Origin of the sequence: Planococcus sp. YIM B11945, assembly GCF_050864155.1 — a bacterium.
Taxonomy (GTDB): domain Bacteria; phylum Bacillota; class Bacilli; order Bacillales_A; family Planococcaceae; genus Planococcus.
Map to the genome: position 1 here is coordinate 412,121 of NZ_JBOZWR010000003.1, position 19,150 is coordinate 431,270.

Annotated in this window: 13 protein-coding genes; 4 read left to right on the plus strand and 9 right to left on the minus strand. The window is 40.3% G+C overall.

The annotated features are described in order from the left end of the window. Positions 1 to 72 precede the first annotated feature (72 nt). Positions 73 to 1,428 (minus strand): glycosyltransferase, encoded by a 1,356-nt coding sequence (locus ACRRQV_RS06635; protein WP_432528937.1) that lies wholly within the window; start codon positions 1,426 to 1,428, stop codon positions 73 to 75. A gap of 560 nt (positions 1,429 to 1,988) precedes the next feature. Between ACRRQV_RS06635 and ACRRQV_RS06640 the strand changes: the two genes are divergently transcribed. Beyond that, positions 1,989 to 2,753, plus strand: coding sequence for a WecB/TagA/CpsF family glycosyltransferase (locus ACRRQV_RS06640; RefSeq protein ID WP_432528939.1), 765 nt, complete (start codon positions 1,989 to 1,991; stop codon positions 2,751 to 2,753). Positions 2,754 to 2,790: 37 nt separating this feature from the next. Here the strand turns inward: ACRRQV_RS06640 and tagH are convergent, their stop codons facing one another. From tagH to ACRRQV_RS06660, 4 genes are all read right to left on the minus strand, one after another. Beyond that, positions 2,791 to 3,588 (minus strand): teichoic acids export ABC transporter ATP-binding subunit TagH, encoded by a 798-nt coding sequence (gene tagH / locus ACRRQV_RS06645; RefSeq protein ID WP_432528941.1) that lies wholly within the window; start codon positions 3,586 to 3,588, stop codon positions 2,791 to 2,793. A 16-nt stretch (positions 3,589 to 3,604) separates the two neighbouring features. Continuing rightward, positions 3,605 to 4,411: an ABC transporter permease gene (locus ACRRQV_RS06650; protein ID WP_432528943.1), complete on the minus strand. Its 807-nt coding sequence runs from the start codon at positions 4,409 to 4,411 to the stop codon at positions 3,605 to 3,607. Between the two features lie 144 nt (positions 4,412 to 4,555). Beyond that, positions 4,556 to 5,656, minus strand: a complete 1,101-nt coding sequence (locus tag ACRRQV_RS06655) for a CDP-glycerol glycerophosphotransferase family protein (RefSeq protein WP_432529488.1) — start codon at positions 5,654 to 5,656, stop codon at positions 4,556 to 4,558. Positions 5,657 to 5,817: 161 nt separating this feature from the next. Beyond that, positions 5,818 to 8,244, minus strand: a complete 2,427-nt coding sequence (locus tag ACRRQV_RS06660) for a CDP-glycerol glycerophosphotransferase family protein (RefSeq protein WP_432528946.1) — start codon at positions 8,242 to 8,244, stop codon at positions 5,818 to 5,820. 118 nt (positions 8,245 to 8,362) lie between these two features. Here ACRRQV_RS06660 and tagD point away from each other — a divergent pair, with 118 nt between their 5' ends. Both tagD and ACRRQV_RS06670 read left to right on the plus strand, forming a co-directional pair. Further along, entirely contained in the window at positions 8,363 to 8,755 is a 393-nt protein-coding gene (gene tagD, locus ACRRQV_RS06665; protein WP_432528948.1) for a glycerol-3-phosphate cytidylyltransferase, read from the plus strand. Continuing rightward, positions 8,752 to 9,921 carry a CDP-glycerol glycerophosphotransferase family protein gene (locus ACRRQV_RS06670; RefSeq protein ID WP_432528950.1) on the plus strand — a complete coding sequence of 390 codons (1,170 nt, stop codon included), beginning with the start codon at positions 8,752 to 8,754 and terminating at the stop codon, positions 9,919 to 9,921. Before tagD ends, ACRRQV_RS06670 begins: the two co-directional genes overlap by 4 nt. Positions 9,922 to 10,032: 111 nt before the next feature. On the opposite strand, the gene ACRRQV_RS06675 is transcribed toward ACRRQV_RS06670, so the two are convergent. From ACRRQV_RS06675 to galE, 3 genes are read right to left on the minus strand one after another with little or no spacing between them, the layout of a single operon-like run. Further along, positions 10,033 to 11,613, minus strand: a complete 1,581-nt coding sequence (locus ACRRQV_RS06675; protein WP_432528952.1) for a glycosyltransferase — start codon at positions 11,611 to 11,613, stop codon at positions 10,033 to 10,035. Positions 11,614 to 11,652: 39 nt separating this feature from the next. Beyond that, positions 11,653 to 13,539 (minus strand): glycosyltransferase family 2 protein, encoded by a 1,887-nt coding sequence (locus ACRRQV_RS06680; RefSeq protein WP_432528954.1) that lies wholly within the window; start codon positions 13,537 to 13,539, stop codon positions 11,653 to 11,655. A 33-nt stretch (positions 13,540 to 13,572) separates the two neighbouring features. Then, positions 13,573 to 14,568, minus strand: coding sequence for a UDP-glucose 4-epimerase GalE (galE, locus tag ACRRQV_RS06685; protein WP_432528956.1), 996 nt, complete (start codon positions 14,566 to 14,568; stop codon positions 13,573 to 13,575). 282 nt (positions 14,569 to 14,850) lie between these two features. Between galE and ACRRQV_RS06690 the strand changes: the two genes are divergently transcribed. Further along, positions 14,851 to 16,386 carry a glycosyltransferase family 2 protein gene (locus tag ACRRQV_RS06690; RefSeq protein WP_432528958.1) on the plus strand — a complete coding sequence of 512 codons (1,536 nt, stop codon included), beginning with the start codon at positions 14,851 to 14,853 and terminating at the stop codon, positions 16,384 to 16,386. Between the two features lie 78 nt (positions 16,387 to 16,464). Here the strand turns inward: ACRRQV_RS06690 and ACRRQV_RS06695 are convergent, their stop codons facing one another. Beyond that, on the minus strand, positions 16,465 to 19,113 hold the full coding sequence (locus tag ACRRQV_RS06695) for a cell wall-binding repeat-containing protein (protein WP_432528960.1): 2,649 nt from the start codon (positions 19,111 to 19,113) through the stop codon (positions 16,465 to 16,467). Between the last annotated feature and the right edge of the window lie 37 nt (positions 19,114 to 19,150).

Below are 19,150 nucleotides of genomic sequence, written 5' to 3' on the forward strand. Positions count from 1 at the left end.
CTTTACCCGCTCCTACAAAATTTAGCTTCAAACTGCACAACTAAAAAGCCGCTCATCAAGAGCGGCTTTTGTTTAAAACTGTTTCAGCAATTGTCCCCATTTTTCAATGGTGTTTGACAAATAATAATCGCTAGATAACGTAACATCTTTGATTGGATTGTGGATCATTTTAATGATTGTCTCAGCGAGCATGTCAACATTGTCTTTTTCAATAATATAGCCGTTTTCACCAGGAGTCAGAAGGTCTTTCGGTCCGTATTTGAAGTCGTAGGAAATGACAGGACAGCCGTAATGCAAGCTTTCCATGATAACAAGGCCAAAGCCCTCGTAATGGCTCGATATTAAGGATGCAATGGCGTTTCGGAAGACACCAGGGATGTCATCGGTCTTGCCCATCATTTTTATCGAATTTCTTGCCTCTAGATCGTCTATTAATTTGGCTATACTCGCAAAATCTTCCCCATCGCCATAAATCTCCAGCTTGTAGTCTGGATATTGTTTAGCTACTTGGCTAAACGCCTGAACAATATGATGGACTTGCTTTTGGGCAGCCAATCTGCCAATAAAGACAAATTTCTTTTCAGGATTCCGAGGTTTTGCAAGTAGTGGCTTCTCTTCCATACTGTGCGGGATTACGGTCAATTTTTCCGAGCTAATTCCTAGTTCCAGAAGATCAGTTAATTGCTCTTGGGTTAACACAATAATTTTGCTTGCTTTATCCGCATTGTCGATTAAGTACTTATAAGATTTGGTAATTGTGCCATCTATGTTATGGGAATTATGCAAAACAAATAGTTTTTTTGTATTTACAGTGCAGTTCAATAACGGTTTGTCGAGTAGCCGGGCATCACAGAACGTGACTCCGCCAGGCTGAAGAATTTGATCAAATGCGTATTGGAAGAAATCTTTCTCAGTGGCGAACATTAGCATTTTGTTATTATGGTTTAAATAGACCCGCACTAGTTTGTTTTCGTCGGTCCCATTGTAACTGAAAATACAATAAACTTGGCCTTTATCGTCATAGAAAAATTCTTCCAGCTTATTTGTGGTATTTCTTTTATAAACGATTTTTTTATGGCAAACGCCGAAGTTATTGTATTCAAGCCGTTCTTTTCTCTTTCGAGTATAAACGTCCATAACATCTTCGAATTTCAATTTCCCTGTTTTCGGATTATAAGATCGGTACCGCTCATAATAGCCATCTTTGAAATAGCGGTAATTTTGATCTTTGTCAATCTCCACGCACATATAGCCTTCGATATCCACAGGATGGTAAAGGGTATCCTTGTAGTTATAATCTCTGCCGGAAAAAAAGTCATACACATTTAAAAAGTCCACTTTGTCATCAACTAAGGATTTTTCCCGGAAAATTTCATAATTTCTATAATAATTAGGCTGGTAATTGGTAGAAACCAACGTAAATTTCATATTTAACTTTTCACTTAAATTTTTTGTTCTTTGCAGCAGCGCCTTTGTCCGGCCGCCATAGTCAACAGGAAGCGTAGAGGTAACAACGTAATTTTGAGTAATTCTTTTAAACAATAAAACCAATTCCCTTCAAAATAAAAAATAATTTTTAGCATAGTTGTAATAGCTTTAAACAAATGTTTATGTTTTAGAACAGACTTAATAGTGTATGTATACTTTATTCAAAAATAATTTACAAAAACTTAAGATAGGATGCAACTTTCAATGGAATTTCAAGTCTTACTTAGTATTAACCAAATAACTGACTTTGGTAAACATCCTTGCTTTAACTTCTTTCGAAACCGATTCCGCCTATCCACGAAAGAACAAAACCCACTATTGATATTCCTTTAAATAAAGTATATCGATTTACCAGTTTTAAAGCAAAAAAACGGATAAACCAGATGCTGCTGGCCAAATATTTTCAATTGACTATTTCTTGATTAACTTTGTCCATCAAGCTATAATTTCTTAGATAATTATTTAGTGTGTATAAATCCGCATTGCAGGAGGTGAACTTTTTGGCTTTTAAGAAGTTAAATATTATAGGAATACCTATAGATAATTTAGCAAGAGATCAATTTCTTGAACAGGTTTATCAAGAACTTGAACAGCACCAAAAAAACGTTTTTATCGTAACCGCTAATCCCGAGATTATAATGAGCGCAAAAAAATCGCCTGCTTATAAAGAATCTATTTCCAAAGCAGATTATATCGTTCCTGATGGTTCTGGAATTATGATTGCTTCAAATATATTAAATTTACCATTAGCAGAAAAAATAACCGGCTATGACCTCGTCCATACCTTCTTATCCTATGCAAGCGACAAAAAAAAATCCGTGTTTTTCTTTGGCGCCAAAGAAGGCGTTGCTGTAAACGCAGCGATACAGGCAAATAAGCTCTATCCCCACTTTAAAGTGGCCGGCACAAAACATGGCTATTCGGGATTGGGCCTCGACGTAGCTGAAGAAATAGCAGCCACTAACCCAGATTTTGTTTTTGTGGGCCTTGGCGCTCCTCTGCAAGAAAATTGGATAGCTTCTTACAAACATTTATTTCCCCATTCTGTCCTCATGGGTGTCGGAGGAAGCTTTGATGTCTTATCCGGAAATGTAAAAAGAGCCTCTAAGTTTTGGCTGGACCATAATTTAGAGTGGCTGCATCGTTTGATTACCCAACCCCTCCGCATTAAGCGAATGCTTCAATTGCCTATATTTGTCGGAGAAGTTTACAAGCAGAAACGCGCGATTCGCAAAATCGAATTAAAACGAGACCGAAAAATTTAAAAAACTTGGAAACAGTTTCTTGCTGTTTCCAAGTTTTTTATTTTTGACCCGCTTGCCTGCTCAACGCGGCATCGCGATATTGTTTTTTCTCTTCTTTGTTCATTTTCTTGTAATCGTCTAAAAACTGCTCATAATCTTTCAATACCGTTTTGGCATCTCCGTATGCTTTGACAGTGCCAAATTCCAGCCACAAAATTTTCTCGCAAAACTTTTTCATTTGCGAAATTGAATGGCTGACGAAAAACATCGTTTTGCCCATGTCCTTAAATTCCATCATTTTTTGGAAACTCTTCTCTGCAAATGCGCTGTCTCCTACTGACAAAGCTTCGTCGATGATTAAAATGTCTGGATCTACCCGGACCGATATTGAAAATCCTAACCGGGATTTCATTCCGCTTGAATAGGTTTTAACTGGCTGATCAATAAACTTTTCAATCTCCGCAAATTCAATAATTTCATTTTCCATTGCTTTGATTTCTTTTTGTGAAAATCCAAGCATCAGGAGTTTCAGTTCAATATTTTCTCTGCCCGTCAAACTATTGTCTAAACCTGCGTTGACAGCAATCAACGCAATATTGCCCTTGTTCTTTACCGATCCAGAAGTAGGCGGGATGACTCCAGCAATAATATTTGACAACGTCGACTTTCCCGAACCATTTACTCCGACTAGCCCTACAATGGACCCTTCTTCTACATCAAACGAAACATTTTGCAGCGCATAAAAATCTTCTCCGTATTCCTTAAACGGAACAACCAAATCAAGAAGCCGCTCAGACTTCTTCTTAAATAGCTTGTATTTTTTTGAAACGTTTTGAACTTCTACTGTTTTCTTCACGTACATCACTTCCAATTTAGAGGAAATCAATAAATTGACTTCTGAATTTCACATGCAAATATGAACCTATTATAAACGTTAGGAGGATAATCCCTACAAAATAGGCTGTATACACTGGATTTTCAAGAAAGTACCAGCCTTCTCCAAGCAATGAATACCGATAGCCTTCTATTACGTAATAAAAAGGGTTTAATTTCATATAAGGCTGCATGGCATCTGGCAGCAAAGTCGGCGGCCATAAAATTGGCGACAAATACAAAAGCATGCGCATAACTGATTGCAGCACCATTTGCACGTCCCGGATAATAGTCGTCAACGTAGACAAAATGAGTGCCAAGCCAAATAAGAACACCAGTAACCCCGCAATATAGATAGGCAATTGCAAATAAAAAATCGAAATAGGATAGCCTAAAAACTGGAGGATAATCATTCCTAATCCCAATATAAACAAATGCGGATAGAACTGCGCGAATATAACGTAGTTTGGAATGACGCTCATTGGAAAGTTCATTTTGGATAGCATTCTAATCTTACTGTAAATGGATTTTGATGATTTCATGACTGCCTGATTGATGAAAAACCAAGCCAATATACCGGCAAACATCCATTGGAAGTAAGGAATTTCGCCGACCGGTTCCCGCTCGCGGATTCCGAACCCAAACACAAACCAGTAAATCAAGATTTGTATGGCCGGGTTAATGATTTCCCACGCCATTCCCAAATAATTGCCGCTCGTTAAACTCCGCAACTCATAAACAGAAAGCCTTCTAACTAAATAGAAGTTTTGAAGTTGTTCTTTCAAAATTTTAACTGCTGATTTCATTAGTATTCCCCACTTACTCGCTTTTTATCCCGCTTTTACGGTCAGTTCTCCCCATTCGGAGCGCTGACCGTAAAAGTGGGATTAGCTCCACTTACAAACAGCAGGAATGTGGATTCCCGCTGGCTGCAGTTTCACTTTATCCCCTTACTTCAAGAAAGCTTGAACTACCCGTTCTGTCGCATGGCCGTCTTCTAAAGAAGAAAATTTAGCTTTGAATGCATTGGAGCGAGGCGGCGATTGAATCAAATCACGAATCGCTTGGAACAGCTCTTCTTTCGTTTGGGCAATCGGGCCTGGTGCCTCGTGTTCAATGTCAATATAAAATCCTCTAAGCGTATCTCTGTATTTTTCAAGATCATACATAAAGAAAATAACCGGCCGATCCAATATGGCGTAATCAAAAAATACCGATGAATAATCCGTGATCATCATGTCTGATACTAAGTAAAGGTCCCGAATATCCGGGTAAGACGAAACATCGTAAACCAAACCTTCGTATTCCGAAAAATCGAAGTTTTCGACGACTAAATAATGCATGCGGGATAACAAGACCCATTCATCGCCGAATTCTCGCTGCCATTCATGCAAATCAAACTGAAATTGGAATTTGTATTGTCCACGCTTATAAAATTCATCGTCCCGCCAAGTAGGAGCATAGAGCATCACTTTTTTATCGACTGGGATTCCAAGCTTTTCTTTTAAATTGGAAATGATGCTTTCAGACGCAAGCGACAAAACGTCATTTCGCGGATAGCCAGATTCGATGACCGTCCCCTTAAAATCAAAGGCCCGCGTCAAAATTTTCGTAGCATATGGATTTGGGGAAACCAAATAGTCCCATTTCCGCGTTTCGGCAATAAAATTCTTTTTATACAATTCGGTTTCTGTCCCCGGCATATGCACCTCTTCAATATCCACACCGAGTTTCTTAAGCGGCGTGCCATGCCATGTTTGGACATAAACCGTATTTTCCGGTTTCGGGATCCATCCTGGCAAACGGCAATTGTTTACCCAATATTTAGCACGCGGAAAGGTCTTAAACCAATCCCATGTATATCGGACGACGTGAGGGACGTTAAGTTCCTTAAATACGCCCTCCACTGATTTATCGATGCTCCAAAGCAATTCATAATCTTTATGGTGCTCTTTCATATATTCATAAATAGCACGCGGATTATCGCTGTATTGCTTTGCATGAAAACTTTCGAACATTACCAATTTTTCTCTTCGCGGCGTATGCCCCATGAGAGTAAAAAGAAGGCGATGGATAGTTTGTTTGTTTATGATCACTGGGCGGCCTCATTTCTGCGTCTATAGCAAGTTCTTTTTACATCTATAAATCCATTAACACCACTTTTTTTACTATTTTTTTAAACTCTTGATTCCGAAAACTAAAACGGTATTCCTTATTCACTTGTATGGTCTAAGAAAGCTTTAACGACACGTTCTGTTGCACGGCCGTCTTCCAAAGCTGCAAATTTTCTTCTAAAAGCTTGAAACACATGACTGGTTTCAACTGCAGCAGTTGCGCCTTCGTGCATAGCTTGGAACAACGCCTCTTCAGATTGGACAATCGGTCCAGGCGCTTCTTTTTCCATATCAATATAGAATCCACGAAGCTCGTCCCTGTATTGCTCCAAGTCATACATAAAGAAAATAATTGACCGATTCAAAATTGCATAATCAAAGAAGACCGAAGAATAATCAGTAATCATTAGATCGGAAATCAAATACAGATCACGAATATCGGGATAGGATGAAACATCATAAACCGTTCCTTCATGCGCTGAAAAATCAAAGTTTTCCGCAACCAAATAATGCATGCGGGACAACAGAACCCATTCCTGGCCAAACTCTTTTTTCCAGTTTTCAAGATCGAATTGGAACTCGAATTTGTATTTGCCTTTTTGGTAGAATTCGTTATCGCGCCATGTTGGCGCATAAAGCATGATTTTCTTTTCTGCAGGAATTCCAAGTTTTTTCTTGAGATTGGCTGTCAACTCTTCGCTGGGATTCGTTAAAATATCGTTTCGGGGGTAGCCGGATTCGATGACTTTACCTGAATAATGGAATGCTCTTCTGAAAATTTCTGTTGAATAGGCGTTGGGGGAAACAAGGTAATCCCATTTGGCTGCTTCGGTCACGAAATTCTTTTTGTATGTGCTCGTTTTCGTGCCGGGCATATGGATTTCTCCAATATCGATTCCAAGTTTCTTCAACGGTGTACCGTGCCAAGTTTGGAGGTAAACAGTATTGTGGGGTTTTGGCATCCACGATGGGAGCCTCACATTATTTACCCAATATTTTGCACGGGGAAACGTCAGAAACCACCGGAATGTAAAACGGCGCACAAATGGAACCTGAAAATCTCTAAACATTTTCTCAGCGTCTTTGTCGATGCTCCACAACAACTTAAAGTCAGGATGGTGATCTTTCATATATTCATAAATTGCACGCGGACTGTCGCTAAACTGCTTGGCGTGAAAGCTTTCGAACACGACCAACTTTTGCTTTTTCGGCAGCCGCCCGATCAAGACAAAAATTCGGCGGAACGCTCTTAACATGCGCTTGTTCGTCTTTAGCCCGCTGAGTTTGTCTGCCACTCTTCTCGAAAACGCAAACTGCTGCATGTCTTCTGAAATACCGGAAGAGATATTGCCGCGGGGAGTAGCTGAAACAAACCGGACAATGCCATTCTCTTTCTTGAACGCAGTAGTCCGTGCAGGCTGCTTTCCATTTTTAAGTTTTAAATTATGAATAATCTCTTTTCCATTTCCGATATATAAATTTTTAGGAGCATTCAAATCCACATTTAATGAAGAAACCGGAACTTTAAAATAGCCATACCGTCTTAATAGCTTCATATCCAACGGACGCTTGAATTTTGCAATCGGCTCTTCTGTACCTTCTATGTAGAGATGCTCGTATTTCCCGCTTGCTCGGTACGCATAATGCGTATTGCGGCCAAAAATATAAAGATGGCTTCCCATAAACCGCGCGCGCATTTTAGCTCTAAAACCGGTTGCAACCGTAGGGTTCCCCCGGGTAATAAAAGTTCCGCTCGCTCTGTTATGAACGTAATAATGAAAGCCGTTAATCTCGATAATGCTTAGCAAATGTTCTTTGCGCATGGCTGACAATTCGTAAAACTCAAAAATTTTCTTCGCTTTCGCCGTAACTTTCTGAAATTCGATGGCAATTTTATCGGCTCCTGCTGAAATTTCAAGCAATTCCGGACTGATCAGTTTAAAGTCAAGTCCTCCAGCATTTGATTCAACGTCAAATTGCACATTTTTTGTGTACAGTTCTTTTCTGAACAAATCATACATCACAAAAGCTGAATACTGGGCATACTGGACTTTGCCTAAAAGAAGAAACCGATACTCCACTGTTTTCAACCCAAGGTCAACTGGGTATACATATTCAGGGGCATGCAAAGCAGCAAAATCATGTATACTAAATAATGCTTTACCGCTATTATCAATTATGGAAAAGGAAGTTTCACCGGTTTGTGTAAATGATATGAGTTCAGAAGAAGGTTCGAAGATCAGATTATACGAAGTAGCAGTTGCTTTAAAACTAGAATTCGGTTCCTGTTGTAAAAGGACAGCTAAAATTTCTCCGGATTTAACATATACCAGCACTTCAAAGTTGCCTCTTGGAATACTAAAGAGCACTTGATCGTCCATAGGGGCTCTTCCGATTTTGAGCGGCTTTTCATTTGTGATATAGTTGAGTTCAATAGTGAACTCCATTCCGCATTCCGATTCGAAAAAATCAATGCGTTGTATGGATTCATCCAATATTTGAATGTTATTATTGTATACTTTCATAAATCGGTCCTCTTTTGCTCCGTATTTTCAATAGCTATTAAAGATGATAACATATAATATAGAATCATAACATTTTAACAATGAATAGAAAATAATCTTTTGTGGAGTGAACAGATATATGAAAAAAGTGATCACGTATGGAACATTTGATTTAATACACCATGGCCATATCAACATTTTGAGAAGAGCCAAAGAGCACGGTGACTACTTAGTCGTTGGGCTGTCTTCTGATGAGTTTAATGACTTAAAAGGCAAGGCTGCTTATCATGCATTCGAAGAACGAAAAATGATTCTTGAATCCATCCGCTATGTGGATGAAGTCATCCCTGAACATACATGGGAACAAAAAGTAGAAGACATCAAAAAACACCAAATTGATTGCTTCGTCATGGGTTCAGATTGGGAAGGCAAATTCGATGAGCTTAAAGATCACTGTGAAGTTGTTTACTTGCCAAGAACTGACGGAATTTCTACAACGAAGATTAAGATGGACTTGCTGAACAACCAATGATAAAAGAAGGTTTAATCACGCTTTACCTCTTCATATTCCGCATAGTTTTCCTATGCTGCAAATTAGTTCCGCTCCGGAATAAAACCGTATTTCTATCATCATTTGGAGACAATGCTTTTTTCATCGCAACGGAGTTAGCGCATTCGAATCCACAGCCGCTCATCTTCCTAAATCAAAAAAAATGCAAAATTGATTTTTCAACAATTCCAAGCGACCAAAAGAAAATTTATTCTTTTGAATCAACGAATCTATTGGAACAATTCGTGTCCTGCTACCATTTGGCTACAGCCAAGTATGTCTTCATTGACAACTATGCAGGATTTTTGTCTGCGGTCAGATTCCGCAAAGGCGTAAAATGCGTGCAATTATGGCATGCGGCTGGCGCCATAAAAAAATTTGGTTGGAGCGAACCCCATACCTCTAGCCGTAGTGAAAGAGCCAAAAAGCGTTTCCAGAGAGTATATGATCAGTTTCAATTTCTTCCGGTTGGTTCAACACAAATGGCCGATATTTTCAGTGAAGCATTTCATTTAAACAGCAGCCGTTTTCTTTATACGGGTGTCCCTCAAACCGATTATTATTTCGATGCCCACGCCATCCGTTCCGGCCAGCTAAAGGTTGAAGATGCCTACCCGTCCATAAAAGGAAAAAAGACGGTATTGTATGCTCCGACTTACCGAAAAGGCCTTTTGCAGAGGATGGATCTGCGTTTTGATGTAAACGAGTTTTTAAAGAAATTGGATGAAAGCCATGTTCTTTTAATTCGGCTTCATCCTTCTGTCCAGAAATTGGCAAAAGTACCATCTCACCCAAGAGTCCTTTTCGTCAGCGACTACCCTCATGCTAACGAATTATTGGCTGCCAGCGATATTTTGATAACCGATTACTCGTCTCTTTCCTTTGAATTCTCATTGCTTGGCAAAAAAATGATTTTCTTTACCTATGATTTAGAGGCTTATAGCACAACACAAGGAATCTGGTCTGAAAGCAAGTTGTTTTTCCCTGGTCCCATGGCAACTTCTACCGCTGAAATCATCGAGCATATCCAAGATCCTTCGATTGATTTTGAAACAATTGAAAAATTCCGAAACCATTGGAATACCTTTTCAACAGGAGAATCAACAAAGCAAGTTATTGCTGCTGTATATGGAACTAAAGAAAAGTAACAGAAAAAAGACATTTCTGGTTCATTCCAGAATGTCTTTTTTCTGTTACAAGGCTTTGCTAACCAACCTAAACAACACTCCGTACGCATTTTTGCCTTTCTCTCCACCGGCTTATTCTACAAGGCTGAACCACGCTTTCCGGAATTTCTCTTCACTGAATCGATCCACAATCTCCATTGCATTTCGGGAAAGTTTTTTTCGCAAATTCGGTGACTTCATCACTTCGACGATTTTTTTCGCCAATTCTTGCCGATCGCCTCTATCCACCAAAAACCCATCGACGTTGTTTCGGATAACGTCTTTTGGCCCGTATTTCATTTGATAAGTAACAATTGGCACCCCTGCGGCTAAACTTTCATTTACCGCTAAAGGGGAACCTTCGTAATTTGAACTTAAAACTGAACAAGCGGCTTTCTGGTAATCGGCCACCGGATCATTGGAAAACCCTTTTAACACAACACTTTCTTGAATGCCTAATTTATTGATCACTTTTTGAAGTTTGGCTTCATCTTCCCCAAAACCAAAAATATGATATTTTGCTTCAGGAAGTTGTTCCAAAACAAATTTAAAGGCATGAATGGCTTCATCCAAGCTTTTCTGTGAATTATAGCGTGTCAGTGAGACCGCAAGATACGGATTGTAGCTATCCAGAGATTTTTCAGTTAACCGGCTATCATCCAGCTTAGAAGCCTCGTGGTGAATCACATCAAAATTCTCATGGTAACCAAGTTCGTCGATGACATCTTGTTTTTGTTCGTTCGTCAAAAAGATAATTTTGTCGTATTTATCGATATTAGCAAATAGTGTTTTAAACGAACCTTTTATAGGTGCGCCTACCGTATACGGTGCACTAAAGTGATTGTTGTGGACTGTAGCATACCGGGTTAAATTTTTTGCTTTTGCTTTAATCGTAATATTATCCATTTTTCGGGAATCGCAGAAAAGCGCAGGATTTTTAAATTCTTTCAGTTTCATGTTGACCCAGTAAACTGCCAAGTCATCAAACTTCAAAAACTCCATTGGAGCAGGCGCAAACAACTGGCAGCGCCCTAAGCTTTCGTTATCCGGATTGATCCAAGTTGTTAAAAAACATTTGCCGTTTCGGCTAAAATAACGGTCCAACCGAGGTTTATTCGTATAAATATCAAAATGGCGGATCCGCAAGAGACGGCCCGTGCTGTCGAATTCTTCGCGGTGTGTCCGTTGGCGGCTGTCCGTCATATAATCGATATACATTATCTTTTTATTCTTATCAAATTTTTTGTATTTCTTGTACATCCCGTCCTGATAATACCGGTAAGACAAATTTTTTGCTTTTACATCTTCAAACTTGATAAAGCCTTTTTCTTCTATTTCCATTCCTTCATGGACTTTTTTGGAAGAGTTTTTTTCATTTTTCCACGGATCCAGATCAAGAAATAGATTAAAGACGCGCACCTTTCTATCCAGCTTATTGGTTTGATGCAGTTCCTCAATGATGTTTTTATGGGTTCGCTGATAAAGAAACGTTAAAAAAGTAACATCATCCGATTTTTCGCTGAAGATGTTCGCTTTTTTCATGACGGCTTTTGTTAATCCGCCCCGCTTCACATTCAAGGAATTAAAGATAAAAATCGGAGTTTTGCTTAATGAACCTTTTTCTTTTTTTGTTTCCGGTTTAGTGTTAAAGATCGACAGCAAACTTTTTTTCAATAGGCTCCCTCTTTCTTTTATGCAGATAAACCTGTGCCGTTATTGCTTCTTTAACAAATTTGGAATCGCAAATTCAAAACCATTTATTAAAAGCCGAACCTGTTCAGCACGCGCTAGCATTTTTTTATCTGATTTTGCAATGGGAAAATCACAGTAGACTACATACGCATCCGGCCTTTTCACCACAATGGTCTGTGAGGCAGAAAAAACAGCATTCTCCACAAAGAGAAAAGAGTGATCTGCTTCTTCCAAGTGTAAAAAATAATTGGTTTTTAGTTTAAAAAAGCATTTTAAATCAAGCGCCTCCACCGCCATAAATGCCTCTTTGAATTTAAAGGCTTTATTCAGATCCACCGGCTTCCCCAATTCAAGAGAAAAGTTACCCATCGTCGTTTTGTACGGCTTTGCTTCGGTATAAGATTCCGTAAAGAGGTGATGGGCTAAAAACACGCTCTCATGAAAATGGGATTCGTCCACTCTCAATCGTTCCTCTGTTATGTAGCCCGACGCTTCCGCTATTACATTAAAATCAAAACGATGGACTGTTTCAAAATTTACTATGGTTGGAAAGGAGACAGACACATGAAAATAACTGTATTTTTCCCGAGCCGCTGGTATTTTCAGTAAAGGCTGAGACCGATTTTCAGGCAACAGCCCTTCTTGCACTTTTACCAAATAATTATCTTTTGTCTCTCTATTTATAACCCTTAACAACAAGGATTGATTGGGGTCATAAAACCTGGAATGGTATAGATAACCTTCCAGCATTAAAGTATTGTTTCTGAAATAGGAATTTAACACAAAAGGCAGCAATTTGTTCACATTCGTTAAATTGACTCCTTCTTCTAGAGCCACTTCAAAAGCACTTTGAGGAGCAGGATACAACTCCCCTTTATACACCCTCAATCCGGTTTGGACTTTTTCAGCCTGCAGGAAATCAGCCAAGTCTTCTATTCTTCCCTTTTCAAGCAACCGGAATTTTATTCTTTGATTAGGCGGGAAGAGCGAAAAGCTCTCTTCCGCACTGTATGTGTGCGCAATTTCGCTAAACTTGCGCGAGATTTTCTGTCTGTCAGCCGGAGTAAGGAACTTGCTAAGCACATTAGGAATTTCAAAGTTTAGCAAACGATCCCAATAATGAAACAAGCCCTTTTGAATTTTTTCTTCTTCTAAATTCAACGAAGCGATCGTCCTCAATGTTTCTTCAATAAAAAAAGCGATTTTATCAAAGTTGGGTTGCTGGCTCGTCAGCTGAGTTCTGTTTCCTTCCACGTAACGAGTTTGATAATAGCAGTCATAATCTTTAACAAGGCCAATGGCATTTGAATGAATATAGGCAGAGGCGGTAAACCCGTGGTCTTCTCCAATATTGGTCGCTTCAGAAAAACGGATATTTTCCTTTCGGAGCAATTCCATTTTAAACATTTTTGTGGCGCTAATTGAGTACATCGCATTTGAACCAAAGAATTGAAACACTTCCGGATTTCTTCTGAAAACCCCAGTCGGCGCTCCTCGATTTACCCCTTTGTATTTGCCGATAACTACATCGCAATTGTGTTTTTCGGCAACTTCGCGCATTTTTTCTAGTGCTTGTTTCCCCAGAAAGTCGTCCGCATCCACAAAGTAAATATACTTCCCGCTCGCCATGGAAATGGCTTTATTTCGTGGGCCTGCTGGCGAACCCGAATTTGCCTGATGCTCTACTTTTACGTTTGGGTATTTTAAAGCATAGTCATCCAAAATTTGCGCACTATCGTCGGTTGATCCGTCATCAATGCAAATGATTTCGATTAACTCTTGGCTTAACGATTGAGTTAATATGCTGTCAATGCATCTCTCAATAAACTGTCCGTCATTGTAAACGGGAATAGCAACGGTTATTTTCGCCATAAGACTCTCCTTTGAAGAGCAATTTGCCAAACACACCTTGCCGAAAAATAGTTAATCTTCTTTTGGATATTATCGACCGGATTCGAGTTTCAGATGATGAATACGAGAATGCCATTTCCAAGCACTTTTTATAATTTCCTCCAAGCCATAAACCGGTTTCCACCCCAAGTCTTTACGGATTTTTTCAAAAGAAGCAACCAGTATTGCGGGATCACCTGGGCGCCGCTCGGCATACTCAATGACCGCAGTTTTGCCCGTGGCTTCTTCACAAATACGGATGATTTCTTTCACAGAATATCCCGTGCCATTGCCAAGGTTATAAATCTCGTTTGAAACAGCTCCGCTCACCAACCCTTCATAAGCCAGTATATGAGCATGAGCCAAATCGGTTACATGAATATAATCCCTTACACACGTTCCGTCGGAGGTATCGTAATCGTTGCCAAAAACCGCTATTTTTTCGCGCTGGCCCATTAAATGCTGCAAGACAATCGGAATGAGATGCGATTCGGGATCATGGCTTTCGCCAAGCTCCCCAGATGCATGAGCACCCGCTGCATTAAAATAACGCAAAATGACGTATTTCAACTTATGAACATGAGCCACATCAGCTAATATCTGCTCAATCATCAACTTGGATTTTCCGTAAGGATTGATGGGGTTGTTCAGCGTTTGTTCCGTAATGGCATCCGTTTCCGGAATTCCGTATACAGCCGCCGTGGATGAAAAGATGAATTTCCCGATGCCATGCTCTACCATCTTCTCCAACAAAGTCACCGTAGCACAGACGTTGTTTTGATAATACATCAACGGTTTTAAGACAGATTCTCCCACTAGGCTATTGGCAGCAAAATGAAATACTGCATCAATGTCATGTTCGGTAAAGAGCCGATCCAGAATTGCGGGATCCCCTAAACTCCCTTGAACAAAAGTGGCCTCCTTATCGATTAAAAAAGGATGTCCCATTGTCAAATTGTCTAAAACGATAATTTCGTATTTCCCTATAAGTTCTTTCACTGTATGGCTGCCGATATAACCCGCGCCGCCACATATCAATATTGCCATGTCCCTCATCCCTTTTGCCAAGACTTCGAGAATTTTTTGAAAGAATTTTTAGAATTTTCTTTTTAATTTTAATATATTCCTTTTATTTTTGCTAGACCATAAAAAAAATAGATAAGTAAATGTACGTATATTTTAATAAATCGGAAAAACCTATGGCCTGTTTTTTATTCAAGAATTAGGGAATAGATATAGGGTGGCCAATACTTTCGAAGCATATTTACCAAATTTTTAATTTTCAGAAAAATAAATGATATACTTAGACTTACGAAGGAGGATGATTAAATGACAAAATCGAATGCCCCAGAATTCAACGAAGAAAACATTCGCTATAATCAACACGGGTATTATGTGAAAAACAAAGAGTCTTTAAATAGAAAAAAAACTGTGACCGTAGTCACGCCCGTATACAATGCTTCAAAGTTCATATCAAAAACAATAGATTCTGTGATAAGCCAATCTCTCCATATTGAAAACATCGAATTTATATTAGTAGATGACCACTCTACTGATTCCTCGCGGGAAATTTTATGGAATTACGCGGAACAGCACAAAGACATTGTCGCCGTTTTTCTCAAGGACAATACCGGTTCCCCTGCTCACCCGAGAAATGTCGGAATCGACTTGGCAAGTTCAGACTTTATTTGTTTTTTAGATGCTGACGACTGGCTAGACCCGGAAGCTCTTGAAGTGTTGACTTCTTTATTAGAAGAAACGGGCGACGATTACGTCGTTGGCAAAACACTCAAAGCCACATCTACGGGATATCGAATTATCGGAGAACATCAATCCATTGTGGAACGAAGAAGTGTGCCGCCTTGTTCCATTCCGAACATATTCCATCATATGGGATCGAATGCCAAAATGATGAAACGGCAGCTGTTGATCGACCACAATATCCGTTTTCCGCATATGAAATACGCAGAAGACAAACAATTCTACATGGACGTCATATTGCACAGCAACAAAGCTTCCACTACTCGAAAAGCCGTTTCCTACTTAAACCGTCTAGACGAAAATGGCGAATCACTGACCAACCAAACTGACATTTTTGAAAAAATGGATACCAACCTTAAAGTGATTGAACACATTAAACAACAAAAATTGCCGGTCGAACAAGAAAAAATTGTGCTAAACCGCTTGTATGAATTTGATTTTATTACCCAGCTGTTCGATCCTGCTCACTTTTCACAAAGCACCGACAAACAAGCGTATTATGATAAATTCCAAGAGGCCTTAGATACCGCCAAAGACCTTGGCTACGACATCTCGAAGAATTTTTTCCATCCGATTTGCAAAGTGATTTACCGCCTATTTTTGCAAGGCAAATACGCCAGCATCGAGGCACTGGTCGAATGGAACAAGCACGAGAAATCAAAGCATTATGTAATAAAAAACAATTTGCCATATATGGTCGTTCCGTTTTTCCAAGGAGAATTCAAACACATCCGTGTGCCGATGCTCGCCCTTTATAAAAACGAGCACCTGACCGGGAAAAGAGATTCCTTGGAATTCCAAGTATTCGGCGATTATACGGACGAAGTCAACGGCTTGGTTTTTAGAAACAAAACCAACCTCAACGAAGAATACGTCTTCGCATTCGAAGTGAAAGGCAAAGGCGGAGATATTTCCTATACCGCTTCCATTCCGTTAAAAGCGTTTCCGGCTTCGAACTTCACAAAATTCATTCGCTACAATACGTTCAGAAAACTTGAATTTACCAATTACCAAAACGTTCGTTTCGAACGCAACCAGTACACGGCTACTTCCTATGTATCCAGCACTGCAAAAAGCGCTTCTCAGTTTTCAAGTTTGAAATGAATGCACTGGAATTCTCTAAAACAAAAAAGCAAACTGGCTGCGAAAACCTCGCAGCCAGTTTGCTTTTTTAAATAGAACTTATGGCTTGTTCAATACCCAATCCATTTCCCACTTCACGGGATCGCCGACCGCGCCGGTGCTTCCAAAAATCGAGAACGCTTGGTATTTCGGCAGCAGTTCCCGCGTAGGCATAGGAACGGACTTGCCATTCATCAACAAAATCGGCGCATTTTGCTTGGCGGCAAGAACCGATCCAGCCAGTGCATCCGGAAAGTTAATGCCCGTTGCTGCAAAGGCTTTGCCCGTGCCCATGGCAAGATTTTCATTGATTTTTTTGCCGGTTTCGTACCGCGTTTTCCCGCCATAACGTACTGGCTTCGGCACCTGGCTCATGACCTCGTCACTGATTGCGCCAGTTTGACCTACCACAATCGATTTCGTTTTGCCGGCTAAAGCTTCTTTCGTTTCCGCCGGTAATTTTTCTGTCCTTGTCAACAAAATCGGAATGCCGTTTTTGGCCGCATACGGTGAAATGGACAAGACATCCGGGAAGTTATAGCCGAATGCTAAAATCGCTTGCTGGGAAGGCAGCCGTTCGGCAATCATTGCTGCCGTTTCAAAGCGGTTGGCGCCGCCAATCCGTTCCACGTTTAGCTCCATCCCCTCCAACTGCTTTTCCACTTCCAGAGATACTGCGCCTTTGCTTCCCAAAATAATGACGTTTTTCGCTTTTAAGCGAATCAGTTCTTGCTTCGTAAGTTCAGTTAAGGCTCCGGGTTTTGTCAAAAGAACCGGCGCCCCTTCTTTATAAGCAAGAGGCCCGCCTGCCAGCGCATCCGGAAAATCCAAACCGGTTGCCAGTATGGCCGTGTCCGCAGTTTTCCATCCTGCTTTTGAAATGGCTACCGCCGTCGCGTAGCGGTCTGTGCCAGCAATGCGATTTGCTTCTTTTCCGTCCACTAAACGGTATTGCACAGATTTCCCTTTATCTGCCGGAGTTTTCACGTTTTTCACATCTGTGACCGGCACATTAAGCGCCCCTCCGCCGCGCATCGTCCGCGGCAGCGTTCCTTTATACAATGGGGCTGCAATTTTGGACAATGCCGGTTCGCCATTGAAGCCATATAAACCCGTTGGTTCATTTACCAAAAGTGCATAACGGAAATCAGTTAAGAATTGCCCCAATGTTTTATCTGCTTTTATGTACTTCTGAATAATTTCTTTCAAAGCCGCTTCATCTTCTTTGGTATTCATGAGCAATTCTTTGTATACTTTTTCGTTTTGCCCCGACTGGATTCTCAAGTATTGGCCGAACAAGTAAGACAACGAATAGTTGGATAATGTATCGCCCGCGTCATCCCAGTAAAGCAATGAATGGCCATTGGCTATCGCCTCGGATTGCTCGTAGTATTCAATGCGGTCCATTAACGGAGCTCCCAAATACATTTGTTCTGCCGCCATTGACATGGCTTCGTTCAGCCATAGTTCCATTTCAGGATTGTCCTCGATTAAAACATTCTCATTGTAGTTGACCATATGCTGGAACTCATGGGCAAGCGTAGAAAAAGACTTCTTCACATTATAAGCGGCTTTTGAATAGCCCATTGTCGGATAAGTATCCATGTAAAAAACTTCGCTCATATTCGATTCAGCGACTTGGTAAAGGTCTTGTGAGTAAAAATACCCGGCAACATAGCCGCCGCTCCCTTCAAATCCATCTTGAATATTGTAAACAAGAATGGACACTTTTCCGTTGCGGTCAACATCCGGCTCTTTTGCAAAATTTTCGGTAATGAGGGGATAAATTTTCTTTTCAAATTCATCTCCCATCGCTTTTGCTTGAACCGCGGTAATTTCGTTATTATTTACCCAAATCTCGCTGTGGGCGCTACTATATTTTAATTCCGCTTCAATTTGTTTGGTTGCTTCCGTCATGACATTCATCGTCCAAAATTTTTTCTTGGTGCCCACACTCGCAGCTTTCACCAAAGCTTTTTGTGTACTTTTTACTGTAGGCGTTTTGGCATTCCCAGGTTCAAATTCAGGGACGATGTCTACCTTATAGGCATCTTTCGACAATTCGTCAGAAACCGTCATTTTTTCATTTAAGGATTTTAGTGAAATCGAGCCGCTCGATTGTTTTGTAAACCCGTCCGATGACTCGTTGCTCATCAGCACGGTATCGGTTTTGATTGGCCTTTTGATTCCTTGGAAATATGGATTACGAATTTTTTTAAATGTGATGCCGGAAGGCTCTTCATCTTCGAAATTCTCCAATATGCCCATACGGACGAAAATAAACTCCTGATCCACATACCGCTTGTCGAATTCCATTCCAATAGTTGTTGCGGCAGTTTCAGAATACATTGCATATGTATCGAACACTAAATGGCCACGTTCATCTTCCAAGAAAAATTCCATATAGAGCAGCAGATCCGGCCGATTTTTGGCAGCAGGTGCGTAGAGCATTTTCAACGATAGTCCGCTCCCCGACTTAACGAGCTGTTTCGGGGTTAACGTATGTACGGCAGCTTTATCATCGGTGATTGAAAGCAGTTGGTTTATTGGCCAATTTGTAAATTCATTGGAATACAAGCCCAATGTCAAACTTTCATTCATCACCGGATTGTTTTCTTGTGGAAATTTTACCGAATCGGCTTTTGCGCTCGTTGGGCCAGCAACGGAAGCCGCCAGCAAAAGAACTAGTAAGCATTTGGATAACTTCAAAATAAAACCATCTTTCTATCAGAATTGTATTAGTGCC